Source organism: Pectobacterium wasabiae CFBP 3304, from assembly GCF_001742185.1.
GTDB classification, from domain to species: Bacteria; Pseudomonadota; Gammaproteobacteria; order Enterobacterales; family Enterobacteriaceae; genus Pectobacterium; species Pectobacterium wasabiae.
This window is the reverse complement of the sequence record NZ_CP015750.1, coordinates 3,459,685-3,477,703: the sequence shown is the minus strand read 5'-3', so window position 1 is coordinate 3,477,703 and position 18,019 is coordinate 3,459,685. Positions and strand designations below refer to the sequence as shown.

17 protein-coding genes are annotated in these 18,019 nt (G+C 38.5%); 3 read left to right on the top strand and 14 right to left on the bottom strand.

The window, feature by feature from the left end:
* Nucleotides 1–59 precede the first annotated feature (59 nt).
* The 3 genes from A7983_RS15745 to A7983_RS15735 all read right to left on the bottom strand — a co-directional run bounded on the left by A7983_RS15745 (nucleotide 60) and on the right by A7983_RS15735 (nucleotide 3,289).
* Entirely contained in the window at nucleotides 60–326 is a 267-nt protein-coding gene (locus A7983_RS15745; RefSeq protein ID WP_039477461.1) for a hypothetical protein, read from the bottom strand.
* A gap of 430 nt (nucleotides 327–756) precedes the next feature.
* Nucleotides 757–2,163, bottom strand: a complete 1,407-nt coding sequence (gene gndA, locus A7983_RS15740) for an NADP-dependent phosphogluconate dehydrogenase (RefSeq protein WP_005974091.1) — start codon at nucleotides 2,161–2,163, stop codon at nucleotides 757–759.
* Between the two features lie 229 nt (nucleotides 2,164–2,392).
* On the bottom strand, nucleotides 2,393–3,289 hold the full coding sequence (locus A7983_RS15735) for a sugar phosphate nucleotidyltransferase (protein ID WP_005974087.1): 897 nt from the start codon (nucleotides 3,287–3,289) through the stop codon (nucleotides 2,393–2,395).
* Nucleotides 3,290–3,525: 236 nt separating this feature from the next.
* On the opposite strand from A7983_RS15735, the gene rfbA reads away from it, so the two are divergent.
* From rfbA to rfbD, 3 genes are read left to right on the top strand one after another with little or no spacing between them, the layout of a single operon-like run.
* Complete coding sequence (rfbA, locus tag A7983_RS15730; RefSeq protein ID WP_005974085.1) at nucleotides 3,526–4,395, top strand: glucose-1-phosphate thymidylyltransferase RfbA; 870 nt, start codon at nucleotides 3,526–3,528, stop codon at nucleotides 4,393–4,395.
* Between the two features lies 1 nt (nucleotide 4,396).
* A complete protein-coding gene (gene rfbC / locus A7983_RS15725) occupies nucleotides 4,397–4,933 on the top strand; it encodes a dTDP-4-dehydrorhamnose 3,5-epimerase (RefSeq protein WP_005974084.1) in 537 nt (178 codons plus the stop codon).
* Nucleotides 4,930–5,781, top strand: a complete 852-nt coding sequence (gene rfbD / locus A7983_RS15720) for a dTDP-4-dehydrorhamnose reductase (RefSeq protein WP_005974082.1) — start codon at nucleotides 4,930–4,932, stop codon at nucleotides 5,779–5,781. Before rfbC ends, rfbD begins: the two co-directional genes overlap by 4 nt.
* A 101-nt stretch (nucleotides 5,782–5,882) precedes the next feature.
* Here rfbD and A7983_RS15715 read toward each other — a convergent pair whose 3' ends face one another.
* From A7983_RS15715 to wzc, 11 genes are all read right to left on the bottom strand, one after another.
* A complete protein-coding gene (locus tag A7983_RS15715) occupies nucleotides 5,883–7,022 on the bottom strand; it encodes a DUF1972 domain-containing protein (RefSeq protein WP_005974080.1) in 1,140 nt (379 codons plus the stop codon).
* A gap of 7 nt (nucleotides 7,023–7,029) precedes the next feature.
* Nucleotides 7,030–8,115 (bottom strand): glycosyltransferase family 4 protein, encoded by a 1,086-nt coding sequence (locus tag A7983_RS15710; RefSeq protein ID WP_005974077.1) that lies wholly within the window; start codon nucleotides 8,113–8,115, stop codon nucleotides 7,030–7,032.
* Between the two features lie 124 nt (nucleotides 8,116–8,239).
* Nucleotides 8,240–9,274, bottom strand: a complete 1,035-nt coding sequence (locus A7983_RS15705; protein ID WP_005974074.1) for a glycosyltransferase family 4 protein — start codon at nucleotides 9,272–9,274, stop codon at nucleotides 8,240–8,242.
* 143 nt (nucleotides 9,275–9,417) lie between these two features.
* Complete coding sequence (locus A7983_RS15700; RefSeq protein ID WP_005974071.1) at nucleotides 9,418–10,242, bottom strand: glycosyltransferase family protein; 825 nt, start codon at nucleotides 10,240–10,242, stop codon at nucleotides 9,418–9,420.
* Nucleotides 10,239–11,219: an EpsG family protein gene (locus A7983_RS15695; protein WP_005974067.1), complete on the bottom strand. Its 981-nt coding sequence runs from the start codon at nucleotides 11,217–11,219 to the stop codon at nucleotides 10,239–10,241. The genes A7983_RS15700 and A7983_RS15695 overlap by 4 nt, the downstream gene beginning before the upstream one ends.
* Nucleotides 11,220–11,315: 96 nt before the next feature.
* On the bottom strand, nucleotides 11,316–12,566 hold the full coding sequence (locus tag A7983_RS15690; RefSeq protein ID WP_039477462.1) for an O-antigen translocase: 1,251 nt from the start codon (nucleotides 12,564–12,566) through the stop codon (nucleotides 11,316–11,318).
* A complete protein-coding gene (locus tag A7983_RS15685) occupies nucleotides 12,563–13,675 on the bottom strand; it encodes a DegT/DnrJ/EryC1/StrS family aminotransferase (protein ID WP_005974059.1) in 1,113 nt (370 codons plus the stop codon). Before A7983_RS15685 ends, A7983_RS15690 begins: the two co-directional genes overlap by 4 nt.
* Nucleotides 13,672–14,610, bottom strand: coding sequence for a GNAT family protein (locus tag A7983_RS15680; RefSeq protein WP_005974058.1), 939 nt, complete (start codon nucleotides 14,608–14,610; stop codon nucleotides 13,672–13,674). The genes A7983_RS15685 and A7983_RS15680 overlap by 4 nt, the downstream gene beginning before the upstream one ends.
* Nucleotides 14,607–15,062, bottom strand: a complete 456-nt coding sequence (locus A7983_RS15675) for a GNAT family N-acetyltransferase (protein WP_005974057.1) — start codon at nucleotides 15,060–15,062, stop codon at nucleotides 14,607–14,609. Before A7983_RS15675 ends, A7983_RS15680 begins: the two co-directional genes overlap by 4 nt.
* A gap of 9 nt (nucleotides 15,063–15,071) precedes the next feature.
* Nucleotides 15,072–15,470 carry a sugar 3,4-ketoisomerase gene (locus A7983_RS15670; protein ID WP_005974056.1) on the bottom strand — a complete coding sequence of 133 codons (399 nt, stop codon included), beginning with the start codon at nucleotides 15,468–15,470 and terminating at the stop codon, nucleotides 15,072–15,074.
* 364 nt (nucleotides 15,471–15,834) lie between these two features.
* Nucleotides 15,835–18,009, bottom strand: coding sequence for a tyrosine-protein kinase Wzc (gene wzc, locus A7983_RS15665; RefSeq protein ID WP_005974055.1), 2,175 nt, complete (start codon nucleotides 18,007–18,009; stop codon nucleotides 15,835–15,837).
* Nucleotides 18,010–18,019: the final 10 nt, after the last annotated feature.

Below are 18,019 nucleotides of genomic sequence, written 5' to 3'. Positions count from 1 at the left end.
GAACAGCGTAGCCTGAAATAAAGAAAGGCCACCGAAGTGGCCTTGGAATTAGCGGAACATCAGGTCCCTGATGTCGTGCCAGTGTTATCATTGTCATTGCTAGCAACAGCAACAGCCACGCCAACAGCAACAGCGGCAGCAACACCAACTGCAATCAGAGCAGTAGTACCCGCAGCAGCACCGGCACCCGCAGCACCAGCAGCAACACCAACGCTTGCGCTGGTAGTCGTGGTACCCGCAGCCGTTGCGCTAGAGACGCCATCAACAGCAAACGCGTTTGACGACATGGCCAGAACAGCGGCCAGCGTGATTAACGTTTTCTTCATTACGATTTCCTTTTTAACATGAAGTACTTCAGGGTGGAGTACCGCCAAAAAAGCCATACCCCGTCCTTCATTCCAGCCAGCAGCATAGCAAACACATTCATTTTGCCTTATGCATGACCGTTACCGGGATCCTCCCAGTAATGCGTTACAGTTCAATGGCGATAAAACTACCCCTGATAAGCAAGATCAGGACACAAAACTATAACTCAATTTTTGCAACACAGTTAAAAATAGCAAGATCCCAGCGTAATAAACAGCAATGTTCTCGGTAAAAAAGCAGATTTCTTTAATAAAACTTACAGTACATCAGGAAAAAAATCGAAAATATCACAATGAGATCAATGTGTTAATTCAATAGTATAAAAAACGCCAGATATTTCCTAATCTGACGTTTTATTAAACAATTACATTATTTAGGCATAAGAAACGATTATTCCAACCATTCAGTATGGAATACACCCTCTTTATCCGTACGCTTATAAGTATGCGCGCCAAAATAGTCGCGCTGAGCCTGGATCAGGTTAGCAGGCAGCACAGCGGAACGGTAGCTGTCGTAATAGGCGATCGCAGCAGAGAACGTTGGCGTCGGAATGCCTTGCTGAACAGCGTAAGAGACCACGTCACGCAGTGCCTGCTGGTATTCGTCCGCCACTTTCTTGAAGTAAGGCGCTAACAACAGGTTAGCGATATCCGCTTTCTGATCGTACGCATCGGTGATTTTTTGCAGGAACTGCGCACGAATGATGCAACCCGCGCGGAAAATCTTGGCGATTTCACCGTAGTTCAGATCCCAACTGTTCTCGTCTGATGCCGCTTTCAACTGTGAGAAGCCCTGAGCATAAGAAACGATTTTACCCAGATACAGCGCACGGCGCACTTTCTCAACAAACTCAGCTTTATCACCACCGAATGGCTGAGCCGTTGGACCAGTCAGCACTTTGGATGCAGCTACACGCTGATCTTTCAGTGAAGAAAGGTAGCGGGCAAAAACGGATTCCGTGATCAGAGACAACGGTTCGCCCAGATCCAGAGAGCTTTGGCTGGTCCATTTACCGGTACCTTTGTTAGCCGCTTCATCCAGAATCACGTCAACCAGATATTTACCTTCTTCATCTTTTTTCTTGAAGATATCGGCGGTGATTTCAATCAGGTAGCTGCTTAACTCGCCTTTGTTCCACTCAGAGAACGTTGCTGCCAGCTCATCGTTGTCCAGATTCAGCGCCTGCTTGAGCAAAGCATAGGCTTCGGCAATAAGCTGCATGTCGCCGTATTCGATGCCATTATGCACCATCTTGACATAATGACCGGCACCATCCGCGCCAATGTAGGTCACACAGGCTTCGCCGTCAGCACGTGCGGCAATCTGTTCCAGAATCGGTGCAACCAATTCATAAGCTTCTTTCTGACCACCCGGCATGATGGAAGGCCCTTTCAACGCGCCCTCTTCTCCACCGGATACGCCTGTCCCGATGAAGTTAAACCCTTCAGCGGACAGTTCGCGGTTACGGCGAATGGTATCTTTATAGAAGGTATTACCGCCATCGATCAGAATATCGCCTTTTTCCAGGTAAGGTTTCAGCGATTCAATCGTTTTATCGGTTGCTTCACCAGCCTTCACCATCAGCAGAATACGGCGGGGTTTTTCCAGGGATTCAACAAACGCTTCAACGGTGTAAGAAGGCACCAGTTTTTTGCCCGGATTTTCCGCGATAACTTCATCGGTTTTATCGGAAGAACGGTTAAAGATGGAAACGCTATAGCCACGGCTCTCAATGTTCAGCGCCAGATTGCGCCCCATCACCGCCATACCGACAACGCCAATTTGCTGTTTGGACATTAAAGCAACTCCTGTCTGAAGGATAACCTGCCTGCAACGGTGACAACGTCTCGCGTTGCGACCTCGCAAGCAATTTAAAAACAGGTCAACATGGTAACTCAGCTTTGCCTGGGTGGGTAGTGATTGGTTTGATAGCAAAATTCCCGCCAACATGAACATATGGCGAGGAAAAGAAAAAACCGCAGAACGATTCAGCGATCTGCGGCTTACAGCGAGTTATCACTCGATACTACTTTTTCAGCAGCACCTTAATACTTTCTTTAAATTCGGCACCAAATTCAGGATTGCGTAACCCATAAGACACAAATGCCTGCGCATAACCCAACTTACGGCCGCAGTTAAAGTTCTTACCCGACATCTGCACCGCATCAACCTGCTGAGTCGCAATCATATCGGCAATCACATCCGTTAACTGAATGCGTCCCCATGCACCGGGTACCGCTTTATCCAGCAGTGCCCAGGCATCGGCAGTTAATACATAGCGGCCTACAGCAGAAAGGTCGGATCCCGTTTCGGAAGGTGCCTCGGGTTTTTCAATCATTGAAGTAATCGCGGCCGCATCGCCCGGATTCACCAACGGCTTTTCACAATCAACAACAGAATACTCAGGCAACACCTCATAAGGTCGATGTTTAACCAACACCTGACTGCGCCCTGTTTCTTCAAAACGGGAAATCAGCAGCGCGAGGTTTTCCTGCGTCTGATCAGACGTGCTTTCATCCAGCACGACATCAGGTAATACCACCACAAACGGATTATCGCCTACGATTGGACGAGCACAGGAGACCGCATGCCCTAGCCCTAGCGTTTCTCCTTGGCGGACGTTCATGATCGTCACGCCTTTCGGACAGATAGCCTGAACTTCTGCCAGCAGTTGTCGCTTTGCACGTTCTTCCAATAAAGATTCAAGCTCAAAGGAGGTATCAAAATGGTTTTCGATCGCGTTTTTTGACGCATGCGTCACCAGAACAATTTCTTTAATCCCCGCCCTCACACACTCGTTGACGATCTTCTCAATCACAGGGCGGTCGACCAGCGGTAGCATTTCTTTCGGAATGGCCTTGGTCACCGGTAACAAATTCATCCCCAAGCCTGCTACGGGGATAATCGCTTTCAATGATGTCATGGATTGACTCTCTTCAATCTGATGGTTTTATATAACAGTCTTGATCTGACCGATCACTTTTATTTCGGTAGCCTACTGCTACAACGCTACACATGACACTAAGATTACACCTAATGAGTGCTAAAGCGATCTCAGGTATCGACTTTTTCTGATTCATCAGGAAATTCTGTCAGAGTAGAGTGATATACTAGAACGACTACTTGAAGACAATTTCTAATGAAAAAGCGGAGTTATTGATGAAAGGGATCGTGCTGGCAGGTGGAAGTGGTACTCGGTTATATCCGATTACTCGTGGCGTTTCTAAACAGCTACTGCCGATTTATGACAAACCGATGGTTTATTATCCTATTTCAGTTCTTATGCTCGCGGGTATTCGTGAAATACTGATAATCACCACCCCCGAGGATATGCCAGCATTTAAACGCCTTTTAGGCGATGGCAGTCGTTTCGGCATTGAACTTAGCTACGAGGTCCAACCCAGCCCTGATGGGCTCGCTCAAGCTTTTATCATCGGTGAAGAATTCATTAATGGGGAACGCTGTGCGCTAGTACTCGGTGATAATATTTATTTCGGACAAAGTTTTGGTAAGAAACTCGAAGCCGTGGCGGCAAAAGAAGAAGGGGCAACGATCTTCGGTTATCAGGTCACTGACCCTGAGCGTTTTGGTGTTGTCGAATTTGATCGGGATTTCAGAGCATTATCTATTGAAGAGAAACCTACCGAACCGAAATCAAACTGGGCCGTCACCGGACTCTACTTTTATGATAAAAATGTCGTGGAGATGGCAAAACAGGTAAAACCATCACACCGTGGCGAATTAGAAATTACCACACTGAACCAAATGTATCTTGAACAAGGCACACTGGAAGTTGAGCTACTAGGGAGAGGCTTCGCCTGGCTGGACACTGGCACCCACGATAGTCTAATTGAAGCGTCGCAATTTATTCATACGATCGAAAAGCGTCAGGGGCTGAAGGTTGCTTGCCTAGAAGAGATCGCACTTCGCAAAGGCTGGCTTTCCCGCCAGCAAGTTGCCGAACAAGCTAAAGTGATGTTCAAAACGTCCTATGGACAATATTTGACCCAACTCATCGCAGAGAAATAACATGCAAATCATTGATACTGCTATTCACGGCGCAAAAATCGTTCAGCCAAAAGTATTCGGTGATGCAAGAGGCTTTTTTCTGGAGACGTTTGAAAAGAAACGCTATCAGGAGATGCTGGATATCGATTTGGACTTTGTTCAAGATAATCATTCTCGCTCAAGTAAAGGCGTCTTACGAGGTCTACATTTCCAAAAAACAAATCCACAAGGCAAACTCGTCCGTGTTGTACGCGGCGAGGTGTTTGATGTTGCCGTAGATATTCGTCAGGATTCCCCTACCTACGGGAAATGGCATGGCCTGATACTATCGGAAGAAAACAAAGCGCAGTTTTGGCTGCCGCCGGGGCTGGCACATGGATTTGTTGTACTCTCTGATATCGCAGATTTTGAATACAAATGTACAGATTATTATGACCCCAGCGATGAGGGTTGCCTGTTATGGAACGATCCCGATCTTGGTATTGAATGGCCAATATCTCATCCGTTGCTATCTGAGAAAGATAAATTAGGGAAGTTATTCAAGGATCTCACGAAATGAGAATATTACTGACAGGCGCAAACGGCCAATTGGGGCGCTGTTTCCAGGATCGCTTCCCCGCAAACTGGAACATTTTAGCAACCGATTCTAATGAACTCGATATTACGAATTTAGAACGCGTTGAAGAAGTAGTAAAAGATTTCCAACCGAATGCTATCGTTAATGCCGCAGCTTATACATCTGTAGATAAGGCAGAATCAGAGCCTAAAATAGCAGAAAAAATTAACGTTACAGGCCCGAAAAATTTAGCGATTGTCGCCAGCAAACTAGATATCCAGCTAGTCCATGTGTCCACCGACTATGTCTTTGATGGTGACGCAACAGAGCCTTACGCTGAAGACAGTGTGACAAATCCACTAAGTGTTTATGGTAAAACTAAACTTGCTGGTGAACAGGCAGTAATAAAAACCTCGTCAGAAGCAATAATTGTTCGCACCGCTTGGGTATTTAGTGAATATGGCAACAATTTTGTTAAAACTATGCTACGGCTTGGGAAAGAACGGAATACGTTAAGCATTGTAGGTGATCAACGAGGTTGCCCTACTTATGCAGGCGATCTAGCGCAGGCAATTATTGCCTTATTGCAGCGGAACGCAGCAGGGGGGATCTATCACTACAGCGGCGATAAAGAGGTGAGTTGGTATGAATTTGCACAGGCGATTTTTTTTACAGCAGTGCGTGAATCGATATTCAACAAGGAACCAGAGTTGACGTCAATTTCTACAGAACAATACCCTACTCCCGCTCATCGACCAGCTTACTCCACGTTGAAGTGTGAAAAAATTCAATGTTTGGGCATCAAGTTATCCGATTGGAATAAAGCTCTTGCTGTTATGTTATCGTCTTAATATGGGGTCATTTCTACCTGTCTTTCCGCATAAGCGGAAAGACACAGCGGAGATTCTTTCCTGAAATAGAAAATATTTAATACAACCTCACTATCTAATAATCAAATTGTTTCTTTATTTTTTTCACTTATACCTTCCGCGCCTGATTTACGAAGAACATAGATGGACTCATACTGTTCCCGCACTACATTCCACGTATAACGACGCATGGCAATGCTTTTCATTTTTTCAGCCATAGCACAATGATGACTACCAGTAATATCGGCGATTTGTCGTGCTAAATTTTCCGCACTTGAAAAATAATAACAACTATCCTCAGTTGTAAAACGATTAAAGCTACAATCATAAGCGAAAATAATTTTCGAAAAATGCATAGCTTCGACTAATGAGGGATTAGTTCCTCCAGCAGAATGTCCATGGATATAACTAATACACTGACTACGCAATTCATATAAGACATCGACATTATAAATAGGATCAATGATTTCAATATTAGCACATGAACTAAATTTACTCTTCAGCCTACGACCATATTCGCTATTATCCCAATTTCCGACAAATTTAATTCGATATTGAGGGCATCGAGAAAAACTATCTAATATCATCTCAACATTATTTTCTGGCTCAATGCGGCAGACTGACAAAAAATAAGGAGTAACATTAATTTTACTATACTGTTCTTTAACCGCCAACGCATGGTCACCACCATAAGCAATAGTTAATGCGTTAACTTTATATTCATTAGCCACATAATCAGTAATCGCCTGATTATCCGCAATTACCACATCGGAAAAGCGTACAGCACAGCGTTCACTTAATCGTAGAAATCGTTTAACCCATCCCTGCCATTTTTCTCTCTTCCATTCCAAACCATCAATATTAGTAATTATTCTCCCCCGATAAAACAAACGAAAAATAGGGAGAAAAATACAGCCGGACACACCAAGAATAAGCGTTACATCTGGTTGAATAAATAATGCCTTCACCAGCGACAGTATGTCATAGGGAATACTTTGTATACCATTGGCGTAAAGTGGTACATAACAAATACTTGCATCTTTATACGTTGTTATTTTCTCAGAATAGGCTTTAGATGACGAAAAAACCGTATAGGAGACATCTCGAGAACAGTTATCAACTAAGTTCTCAACTAAAGACTCAAAGCCACCATAACAGGCAGGCAAGCCTACAGTGCCAACAACAGCAATATGTAATTTTTTTGTTTTCAATTTTAATCCCATGTTACTTTTAAATATTTCGAATAATATTGAGAATATTTTTTTTGTAGTTATCCGATGAAAATGCAGTAGCATGGCGAAGACAATTTTTTGACAAAATATTCCAACGCTCAAAATCAATCGACAACTCTGAAATAAAAGCAGTGATTTCATCCAAATTGCTGGGTTCAATCAAGCGTCCAACCTCATCATTCACCAATTCAACTGGTCCACCATAGGGTGGAGCGATCACCGGAGCCCCGAAACTCATTCCTTCAAGTAAAGTTAGCCCAAACGTTTCAACCCATTGGGTTGGATTACTCAAATTTACAACCATGAATGCATTAGCAAAAAAGTCATTTATATTCTCAGGAGAGCGATAAGCAGAGAAATTGGGTATATCTATTATTTCATCCTGAAATTTTTTGAAGCTCGATTCAGAAGTATTTAACAATGCAATAAAATTCACAGTAGGTAATCGCTTAGCTAATGAAACAAAAGTAAAAATACCTTTATAAGCTTTAAGAGAACCAACAAAGAGAACTTTTTTCCCTTCAAATTTCATCATTGGCTGTAACTCAGGCACTTTAAAATCGCGTCTTAGACCATTGTAGACTACATTATTTAGTGTTTTTTTTAGGTCAACCGTCTGCTGAACGTAACGAGATACATATAAAGCTTGATCTGCGCACCAATCAGCTATCATTGATAAAAACGACATTAATACACGAGGACGAATATGTGTTTCATGTATATAAATTATAGTTCGACGTGCCAGTAATTTAGCTGCGATAGCACCACCAAACGGTAGCAATGTGTTCACCAAAACAATAGTAGTATTACCTTTTAAACGCTCTCTTATCAGCAAATATGAGAGTAATACGAACGTAACTATCTGCGAAACTATATACCGAAAAAGTTGCATATATTTATTGTCATGTGGATGATATGGAACCACATGATAACGACCAGCTTCACTCAAAAAACCAGACGTATCACTGCTGATAATATGGACGTCACTTTCACATTCATCTTGTATTGCATCGATTGCATCACGCAATACCCTGGGACTACCACTATAGTCATTAAATAAATGTACAAAAAAGATTGTTGTCATGTGAAATTCTTTTCAATATTGGTGTGGCACTGGTAAAAATCAGTTCAAATTCTAATGTCATAACAATGTCAATTTATATCGAAAATGCAATTACAGAATTTAAACTACAATCCATTTAGCAGTTCTAATCAAGCAATGCTTTATTGAACTTATCTCCTATCTTTTCCCAAGAAATCTTATTTATTTCAAAAGAATTAATTTTTATTTCATTTTCAACTTCAGAAATGGTAAGTTGATTAAATTCATTTAATTTCTCGATTATCACATTTTCGTTGAAAGTGTCTATTTTAAATCTACTTTTTGTATATGCTAAAGGTGAATAATTAGATATAACAATACACCCGCAAGCCATCGACTCAGCACATGGATAATGAAATGCTCCATCTTCAACAAGACCAACTGCCAACATTAGGTCGTTTTTACGATAAAATTCGCCTAATTCCTCATCATTAGAGATAGGGAAAAATGAAAACTCGACACCACTATTTTCTAGCTTCCTTTTATCTATATCACTTAAATATACAGCCACATTCAAATGAATATTTTCCCGACCATTCCATTTTAGCAATGCAGAAATCATATCTGATGTTCCTTTATGCCGTTCCTCCCTGCCTATAATTCCTATTGCATTTTTTTTTCCATACTGTTTTTTTATATTAGGATAAAAAACACCGGTATCGATTCCAGCAGGAACTATAGATACATAATTATTAACTTCCCTTGGTAAAATGAACTCATGATTAACAATTTTTTTTAATGGTAAAAAATAAGTCATATAAGCGCAAAACTTGAGAAATTTATTTTTAAAAAATATAACCTCATATGCTTGTACGTAGTAGAATTTCTTTATTTTTTTTGGTAAAAAAGCAACTATATAGGCCGTAATATTAAAATTGGCTATAACAACATCCGGGTTTAAATTTCGGCAACATTTTCGCATATAGTACATCGATAGTATTAGATTAATATATCTATTACTATTAGTTACCTGCTTTGTAGTAACCACTTTAGCTTTTGTTGGATAATACGGCGTAGCTTTCTTTTCTGGCACAACAAAGATAACATCATGATTTTTATTCACCAACTCTGTTGCTAGTTTAGATAAAACTCTCTCTCCGCCAGATTTACCAAAACCAAGAATTGGAATCAATATTTTCAAAACAAAACTCCTATACATAAAAAGGGAAAATATAAACAACCATACTTGCGCCACATAAAATTTAAAAAAGCACTAGGAAATAAGAAAAGCAGGAATTTTTTTCACATATACATCTGGATGATTATCAATCGGCAACATTGAGGTCATTTAAAATAAGAAATGGATTTTAGTAGCTTAATATATCTAACATCCTTTTTAATAGACAAATAAAGACTCAACGCACTAATGTATAACACTAATTTGATTTTATAAAAAGGCACATCATCAAAAACAACCCACTTACTCTTCAGCATAACAATCAAGCGTTTTATATGATTTTCCACATCAGTAACTTCATGTAACGCACTATTATGATTCATACGATAAGGAAGAATGTAGATATTAATTTTATTTTTTTTAGCAGAAAGATAAAATTTAGTGTCGATTCCATACAAAGAGAGTCTCTCATCAAATTTTATAAAATCAAGTACACTCTTCTTAATAACCGTGCCGCTCATTATAGAAATCAAATCAGGGTTGCCAGTAGATTTTTTTAGACAAGACTCAGTAATTTCAGCACCTCTAACTCCTCTAACAACTCCAGGGGAAATTAAATGCTCACCATTATATATAATAGGGCAAGCTATTTTCTCATCAGACTGAAAAAAACCATCTAAACAAGTAAAATATTCAATACTAAAATCAGAATCATCATCAAAAATAATATAACTACTAGCATCAATATCAGATATTATTTTATTATACACTTCAGACAAAGATGTATTAACCCCAGTATGGTAATATTCTGTCGGCACAGTAAAATTGGACAACGATGACGCACTAAAACCCTGTATTGAATTATCCCAGAAACATAAAGTAACTTTTTTTGATTCTAAGTAATGCTGATTTTCCAATAAAGATTTAACAGTTGCAGTTTCTATTGGTTGTTTAGAATACAGGACACAAATAATACATATATCATACGTCATTGATTTACCCAAATCACATTATCTATAAGATAGAATAAATTTATTAAAAGGTATAAAAGAACAATAACCAAAGGTATAACTCTTGGCTTTATTACGTAGACTAACATCGGAATAATAAAAATAAGAACAGGCAAAAAAATATAACTAATTCTATATGCCGTAGCAACTAATCCCAACGCCCCAAAAAAATAAAACGAACTAACACCAACAAACAACAACTTTATATATACAACTGATAATTCGCTCTGTTTAAAGGCTACTCCTCTCGTATAAAAAAAATAACATACCAGTGAAATAATAAAATGTGACAGGTTCATTTTATTCAGTAAATTAAAATCAATAACTGCACCTAAATTAATCCCACTATCATTGGTAGACATATAAGCATGGACAATAGACCTGACGAAATCCCCCGAGACATAGGAGAAAACGGCAGATAAAAAAACAATAATAGTAACAAAGAAAAAATAACGAAGATTATATTTCCTCACCAGAAAATAAAAAGGAAGTACAATTAAAGAAGATAAATGAAACAAACTTGCAATCAAAAGTGATGCTAAGAATTTTTTAAAATCCCCAGCATAAATATAATAAAACGAAAATAATAAAACCCCTGCAGCCACACCACCACGAATCTGTGTATACTCATGAAGCAGGTAAAACATCATCACATAGACACAACAACTCAAACCTGGATGTTCAGAAAATTTAAATATAGCAATAATTTTTATTGAAACACCTAATGTTGCATAAATAAAAAAGACAAACCAATAATTAGGGAAAACATTAGCATTCAAGAAAATCATAAATTGAAAAAATAAATCCACAACCCTTTCAATATAATTTGGATAAGTAAGCATATCAACATAATTTGAAAAATCAGGGTCGGGACCAAAAAACCTACTCCCCGCGACACCTGATAACACTAATGCCAATACCGATATAAACGGAATTTTTAATATATCATCTTTTCTCATCTTTTATATTTTCCATATACTTCCAATACAATTTATTTTCAACTACGACCGAGGTACAATACTTCCCAAAAAGGGAGGCCTCATAATAAATTAACATCACCGAGAATAACGGCCAAAAAATCTCACAACAAATAAAAGATAAAAGGAATAGTTAATAAAATAAGAAATATTCGCCCCTTGAGTAGAATACAAGGGTACAAGAATATAGGTTAAGGTAACTAGGGTGACAGAAAAAACGATCTCAGTTGATACAAACCACTTAGTAGCGCCACGTGACAGCATCGGATATGCATATAGCCAACTGGTAATTTTTATTACATCCCCAACAAGTTGGATAGCAAATAACTCTCTAGCCGCCCTAAATTCCTCGGTAAAAAGCAAACTGATTGCAATATCTCTAAAAAAATACACACCAAGCGCCATAACTGAAACAATAGGAACCATAATTTTTACAGTCTGGTTAATCTCAGTTCGAATACTTTTAACATCTTTTAGTGTTGATAATTTAGGTAAGTAATAAGTGCTTAACGCAATAGTAATAACACCAAGGTAGACTTCCGAGATCCGCCAAACGGCTTGCCATTGCCCTGCTGCCTCCCAGCCAACATGACTAATTAGAATATTTCTAATTCCAATTAATGCTATTGGCGCTGTCAAAGCAGTGGTCGAAGCCATTAGAACATAGTTACCGATTTTCTTTTTATGTTCTTTATCTACCTCCCCCCACCAATAGCTTAATTTAGTCCAAGGTTGGCGTAGAGCACTAAAAGTAAGAATTAATCCAATGAGCCCTGATTGGACTGCTGCAGCTGATAGCGCACCTTTTATGCCAAAATTAATTATCAATGTTATCATTAATATACATGAGAGGGCCGTCGATATTGCGCCTAATGCCACAAAACGTCGATATTGCTGATATCCATTAATTACAGAATTAACTAACGTACCAAGAGCTGCAATAGGTAATGACGCGGTGATAATCCAAATAACCCAAGCATAACTCGAGTTATTCAGCAACCAACCAGATAATTCATGCCCTAATAAAAAGCAGGTAGGCATTAAAATACACAGTATAACTACCAACCACCACAGGCTAGCTTTCCACCAAGGAGCACATGCCTCTATTCCTTCTTTTTCAAACTCAGCAGTATAACGAACAACACAACTGCTGACAGGAGCGTTCACAATACCATTAAGACTTATCACAATGCTCTGAATCTGGCCCAACATAGCCATTCCTGACGGGCCAGTATATATGGCAACTATCTTGGCAATAACAAACCCACATCCCATTTTTGCCAATGTCAATAACCCACTAAGAAGAGTTACTGAAAGTAGTTTTTTCATCCTTGATACTCATTTAGCGCCGTAATAACGGTTTGTACTTCTGTATTAGATAATGTTGGCCCCATCGGCAAACTTAATACTTTATTATGAATAGATTCAGTAATAGGCAAAGATCCTTCTCTGAGACCTAATTCCCGGTAGGCTTGCTGAAGATGTGGGGGAGTAGGATAATGAATTAATGTCTGAATCCCTTTATCTGAAAGATACTTTTGTAACTTATTTCTACTATCACACTGAATTACAAAAAGGTGCCATACATGTTCAGAAATCTGCTCAGGGAAATGAGGTAATAAAATCAATTCATTAGTGATACCAGAACAATAAATTTTAGCAATTTCCTGCCTTCTATTATTAGTTTCATCTAAATATTTTAACTTTACTGCCAACAACGCTGCCTGAAGCTCATCAAGTCGGCTATTTACGCCTTGGTAAAGATTTTCGTATTTTTTGTGTGAACCATAATTTCTCAGAGCTTTTAATGCATCTGCCAATTCATCGTTATTAGTCGTAATAGCACCAGCATCACCTAATGCGCCAAGATTCTTACCAGGATAAAAACTAAAACCTGCTGCATCACCCCACGCCCCTGCTTTCTTGCCATTGAAAAGCGCACCATGAGCCTGAGCACAATCTTCAAGAACAAGGAGTTTGTGTGTTTTAGCAATCTCCATAATTTCATCCATGGGACTAATCTGACCATAAAGATGAACAGGTAGAATAACTTTGGTATTCGATGTGATTGCTGCTTTTATAGTAGCGGGACACAAGTTGTAAGTTTCTGGATTTGGTTCCACTAAAACAGGAGTCAAGTTGTTTTCGGTAATAGCAAGCACAGAAGCGATATAAGTATTTGCTTGTACAATAACTTCATCACCGTCTTTTAGTTTCCCTAATTCTTTCCATGCTCTGAGCGTAAGAATAAGAGCATCTAAGCCGTTAGCAACACCGATCGCATGTTCTGTATTACAATAAGCTGAAAATTTTTTTTCAAACTCAGAAAGCTCATTTCCTGAGATATACCATCCTGATGAAATTACACGACTAGCCACTTCAATGAATTCTTTTTGATATCTACCATTTACATCCTTTAAATCTAAAAAATTTATCATTCTCTCAAATCCCACTCATAAAAGTCATGAACAATTCCTCGCCCACCGAACCCTTCTTTTTGAGCCACAAGGCCTTCATTAAGATAACTTCCAGCTTTCTCTGTAGAAATACCGAAGCTAAAATAACTGCGCTCAGAATATACATCGGTAATCAGGTAGCTAAGAATATAATCTAATGCACCATACTTTCTTCCCTCAGTACTGGAAGCAAGATATTGAGTATGGACTATATGCCCAAAATCATAAATTATACACCCGGCAATCAATTGACTAGATTTAAAGGCTACATATAATTTTATATTATCTTTAAACCTAGATGCTAATAGTTTTAACTCACTTATAGAATGGACAGGCTTTGAATCAAATTTCAAAAGGACATCACTTAATAAAGAATGAAAACCACTAAAGTCTTCTGAGCTCTCAATAACAACATCATTTTTTATTGCTTTTTTTATTACATTTTTCCGTGAATCAGAAAACTTAGGTCTGTTTTTTAAATCAATAACCGATGATAAATCTCGCCTAACTAGCGTACCATTATTTCTAAAGAGTGCATATAAATCTTCTTCAGCAGGATACGTACTAAAAACAGATGGAATACATTTGTATGTTATTTTTTCAAAACCTCTGTTAGCATAATATGCTTTGATTAATGAAAATATATCCAATACATCGTTTGCATGTAATGATTTATTATATATCAACCCACCATACGTCAATCCTGAATGACTAAAAATCACATTATCAATTCCATTTGCAGGAAAAACAGCAATTGGTTTTTCATTCTTGTATGCGATTATTGATTCATCTTTAAATCTATCTTCATGATATTTAAAATAATCAATCAAAAAAATAAACGTCCCATTTTTTGAATTTTCAACAACAAAATCCCAATCAAGATAATTATTTACGTCTAGTTTTGACAGTGAGATCATAGTGCTAACACTCTCCTTTCCATATAAAAAATTCCACATTTATAATCATAAACAACAAATCCCTTTTTATGGTAGAGCGCTATAGCTCTTTTATTTGATTCAACGACTTTCAATGTTAGCCTTTCTATACTTTTAACGTTCGCAACCTCTAACATTTTATCAATAATTACTTCACCTAATTTCATCCCCCAAAATTTTTTTTCCCCTATATATCCCCAATATTCAGCTTCAGTATTGTGAATGTTTTTTATCCCTGCAACACCAATTTTCTCGTCACCGTACACAACACCATAGATAATATAATCATCACGTTGTTTTAATGTATTAAAAAACTCATCTTGTTGTTCTTTCGTAAAAGATGGTGTCATTGTCATTTTTTTTATTTCTGGATCATTTAGCCATATCCAACTTAAGTCTAGAAAACTTCTATCGTACTCAATGAGTTTTAACATATTATTTCTTCACTTTGTGATAGAAAGAATAAATGCATCATAATCGCGAATATAGTCTGATTCATCGTAAGGCTGATTGGCTAATACCATCAGTACACAGTCTTCAGAAAAATCATACATTTCATGCCAAAAATGGGGCTCAATAACAACGCCTTGTGCTGGATTGTCTAATACTAATTCAACTTTTTCATTCCCATCATCTAATAAAAATCGACATGAACCCCGAACAGCAATAGCTACTTGTTCTAAGGTTTTATGAGCATGAAACCCTCGGCGAACACCTTCTTTAGTTTTAAACAAATAGTATACACGCTTAATTTCAAATGGAATGTTTTTCCCTTGCTCTAGCGCAACTAATGCACCACGGTCGTCACCGTATGTTTGCAGTTGTATAATCTTTACTTGCATAAATCAATTCCACCATTCTGCGCTAAGATATCTAAATATTAATCACATTGATTTTTAATTAGACGGATTGATAACTTGTAACTTTATCAAAAAATTTCAGGCCAGATGATGTACCCTAGAAAGGCAGTTTTCATCTCAGCCTTTTCCTTCTATATCTAAAATATAGAAGGCTAATTGAGTTATTATGAACCCCAACACTAAACTAAATCATGTTTTGCATTATCGGCGGGAGAAACGATTTCACGATCAATTTAAGAAATAGTTATTTATTGATATATCAGTTATATAAACTCAGCGTCAGGTAGTAAGTATCGAATAGATATAAACTCGACACTTACTACGGATAACTGCATATTTAAAATTACTAACTATTTTTCTCTGACTTATAGTCATAGGTATAGTAATTATAATTCCCATAACCGTAATAGCTAGCTGCACGTTTTACAATCGCATTCAGAATAACACCTTTAATTTCTGTCCCATTCTGTTCAAATCGACGAACACTCACCTCTATCTCTTTCAGTGTATTTACTTCAAACCGAGCAACCAAAAGAGAGGTTCCTGCATTACGACTTATAATTGCGGCATCAGTAACAGCTAGAATTGGTGGCGTATCTAATAACACGATATCATAATGTTCAGAAGCCCAGTCAATAAACTGAGAAAAACGGCTATGCATTAATAGCTCAGAAGGATTAGGTGGGATTTGCCCACGAGGGATAAAATCCATATTCTCTACAGCAGTTTTACGGACACTCTTCTCTACTGCCGTCTGTCCAGACAATATATCAGATAGACCATCCGTGCCATGAGTTCCCATCAATTCATGTGCGTACCCTTTTCGCATGTCACAATCAATGATCAATACACGCTGTCCTGATTGCGCGATAACTGCACCAAGGTTTGCACTGACGAACGTTTTACCAATTGCCGGGCTAGCCCCCGAGATCATCAATACATTATTCTTGGCTTCTATCATCGCGAAATGCAGACTAGTGCGCAGGCTTCTAATCGCTTCAATAGCAATATCAGCAGGGTTACCCACAGCCAGCAGCTCTGTAGAGCGGGTATTGCCTTTCTTTCCTTTCCCTAATAACGCTCTGTCTTTCTTCTGCTGCCATTCAGATAAAGGAACGCTGGCATAAACATTAATACCCATCTCCTCCAGTTGCTCTGGGCTTTCAATTCCTTTGTGTAAAAAAGTTTTCAATAGAACAAATACCGTTGATATCACAGCACCGATGATTAACGTAAGTAAAACAATAATAAGTTTTTTCGGTTTTACAGGCTTAAGCTGAAGTGCTGCAGCATCAATAATACGGACATTACCGACCGTACTCGCTTTGTTAATACTCAGTTCCTGCTGCTTATTCAGTAACTGCATATACACTTCTTGCCCTACATTGACATCACGCGTTAAGCGCAATATTTCCTGCTGAGTTTTCGGCATCACACCTACACGCTTATTGACTTTTTCTCGCTCTTCTTCCAACGTTTTTCGTTTTTCCATCAACGCACGGTAAGCAGGGTGTTCTTTGGTGTATAGTTTTGATATTTCGGCTTCTTTAAATGTTAATTCGTTAAGCTGAGATTCAACTGATACCATCGTATCAAGAACTGCTTTAGCTTCTAGTGACAAATCAACCGATTCATTCTTTTGCCGATAGTTGTTTAACTTATTATCCGCTTCATCAAGCGTCAACCGTACGTTTGGAAGTTGCTCTTTGAGAAACTCCAAACTTTTCCCTGCTTCTTCCGATTTACGTTCAACATTTTGTTGCAAATAATTTTTACTGATGCTATTCAATACTTTATTAGTTAACTCTGGATCTTCACCTTCATAACTTAGAGACAGAACCCCAGTATCTTTACCTTTATCAGCGACGGTGAGGCTGGTTAATACATTATTAATTGCTGTAATTGTATTTAACTTCTTAATACGAAAAACGGTGCCTTCATCTGCCTTAATATCACTAACTAATAAAGAAAGGCCGTTATTTTTTTCTATCTGCCCAACCTTTCCATTAAATTTTATAGAATCCCCTGCTTCGATTAAATAATTTTGGTCATCAATAACATGAAGGTTGATTGTCTCATCTTCCCATGATTTGGGAACTTCCAATCTCGATACTGCGATTCTTCCAGATTCTTCACCCATTAAACGAGCAAAGCCCTTACCAAAAACAGGGAAGTATTTTTGTTGTGCTACAATCTCCAAAGAAAGATCGTTAACCGTCTTACCGACCACCATACGAGATTTAATCAATTCAATTTCAGCAGCCGACTCCGGTTTCGCATCGGGCAACACGCTGGAAATATCTTTCAGCAAAGAGTTACCAGAACTTTGTTCCACCTGAACGAGCGCATCTGCTTTATAAATCGGCGTAGCAAAGGTTGCGTAAAGAATACCAATGATTGTGAAAACTGCAGTAACACCAATAATTAACCAACGGTTATCCAGCAATATTCCCAACAAATGACCCAAATCAATCTCATCCGTATTCGTTTCGGATGCTTTTACTGAAATTTTCTCTGCCATGGGTTTCCCT

Excerpts from the sequence above, each read along its gene's own strand:
- A7983_RS15675 (WP_005974057.1), bottom strand. The coding sequence starts at position 15,062 with ATGTTAAAACTCATTGAGTACGATAGAAGTTTTCTAGACTTAAGTTGG.
- wzc (WP_005974055.1), bottom strand. The coding sequence starts at position 18,009 with ATGGCAGAGAAAATTTCAGTAAAAGCATCCGAAACGAATACGGATGAG.
- A7983_RS15710 (WP_005974077.1), bottom strand. The coding sequence starts at position 8,115 with ATGACAACAATCTTTTTTGTACATTTATTTAATGACTATAGTGGTAGT.
- gndA (WP_005974091.1), bottom strand. The coding sequence starts at position 2,163 with ATGTCCAAACAGCAAATTGGCGTTGTCGGTATGGCGGTGATGGGGCGC.
- rfbC (WP_005974084.1), top strand. The coding sequence starts at position 4,397 with ATGCAAATCATTGATACTGCTATTCACGGCGCAAAAATCGTTCAGCCA.
- A7983_RS15670 (WP_005974056.1), bottom strand. The coding sequence starts at position 15,470 with ATGCAAGTAAAGATTATACAACTGCAAACATACGGTGACGACCGTGGT.
- A7983_RS15745 (WP_039477461.1), bottom strand. The coding sequence starts at position 326 with ATGAAGAAAACGTTAATCACGCTGGCCGCTGTTCTGGCCATGTCGTCA.
- A7983_RS15700 (WP_005974071.1), bottom strand. The coding sequence starts at position 10,242 with ATGACGTATGATATATGTATTATTTGTGTCCTGTATTCTAAACAACCA.
- A7983_RS15680 (WP_005974058.1), bottom strand. The coding sequence starts at position 14,610 with ATGATCTCACTGTCAAAACTAGACGTAAATAATTATCTTGATTGGGAT.
- A7983_RS15695 (WP_005974067.1), bottom strand. The coding sequence starts at position 11,219 with ATGAGAAAAGATGATATATTAAAAATTCCGTTTATATCGGTATTGGCA.
- A7983_RS15715 (WP_005974080.1), bottom strand. The coding sequence starts at position 7,022 with ATGGGATTAAAATTGAAAACAAAAAAATTACATATTGCTGTTGTTGGC.
- A7983_RS15735 (WP_005974087.1), bottom strand. The coding sequence starts at position 3,289 with ATGACATCATTGAAAGCGATTATCCCCGTAGCAGGCTTGGGGATGAAT.
- rfbA (WP_005974085.1), top strand. The coding sequence starts at position 3,526 with ATGAAAGGGATCGTGCTGGCAGGTGGAAGTGGTACTCGGTTATATCCG.
- A7983_RS15690 (WP_039477462.1), bottom strand. The coding sequence starts at position 12,566 with ATGAAAAAACTACTTTCAGTAACTCTTCTTAGTGGGTTATTGACATTG.
- rfbD (WP_005974082.1), top strand. The coding sequence starts at position 4,930 with ATGAGAATATTACTGACAGGCGCAAACGGCCAATTGGGGCGCTGTTTC.
- A7983_RS15685 (WP_005974059.1), bottom strand. The coding sequence starts at position 13,675 with ATGATAAATTTTTTAGATTTAAAGGATGTAAATGGTAGATATCAAAAA.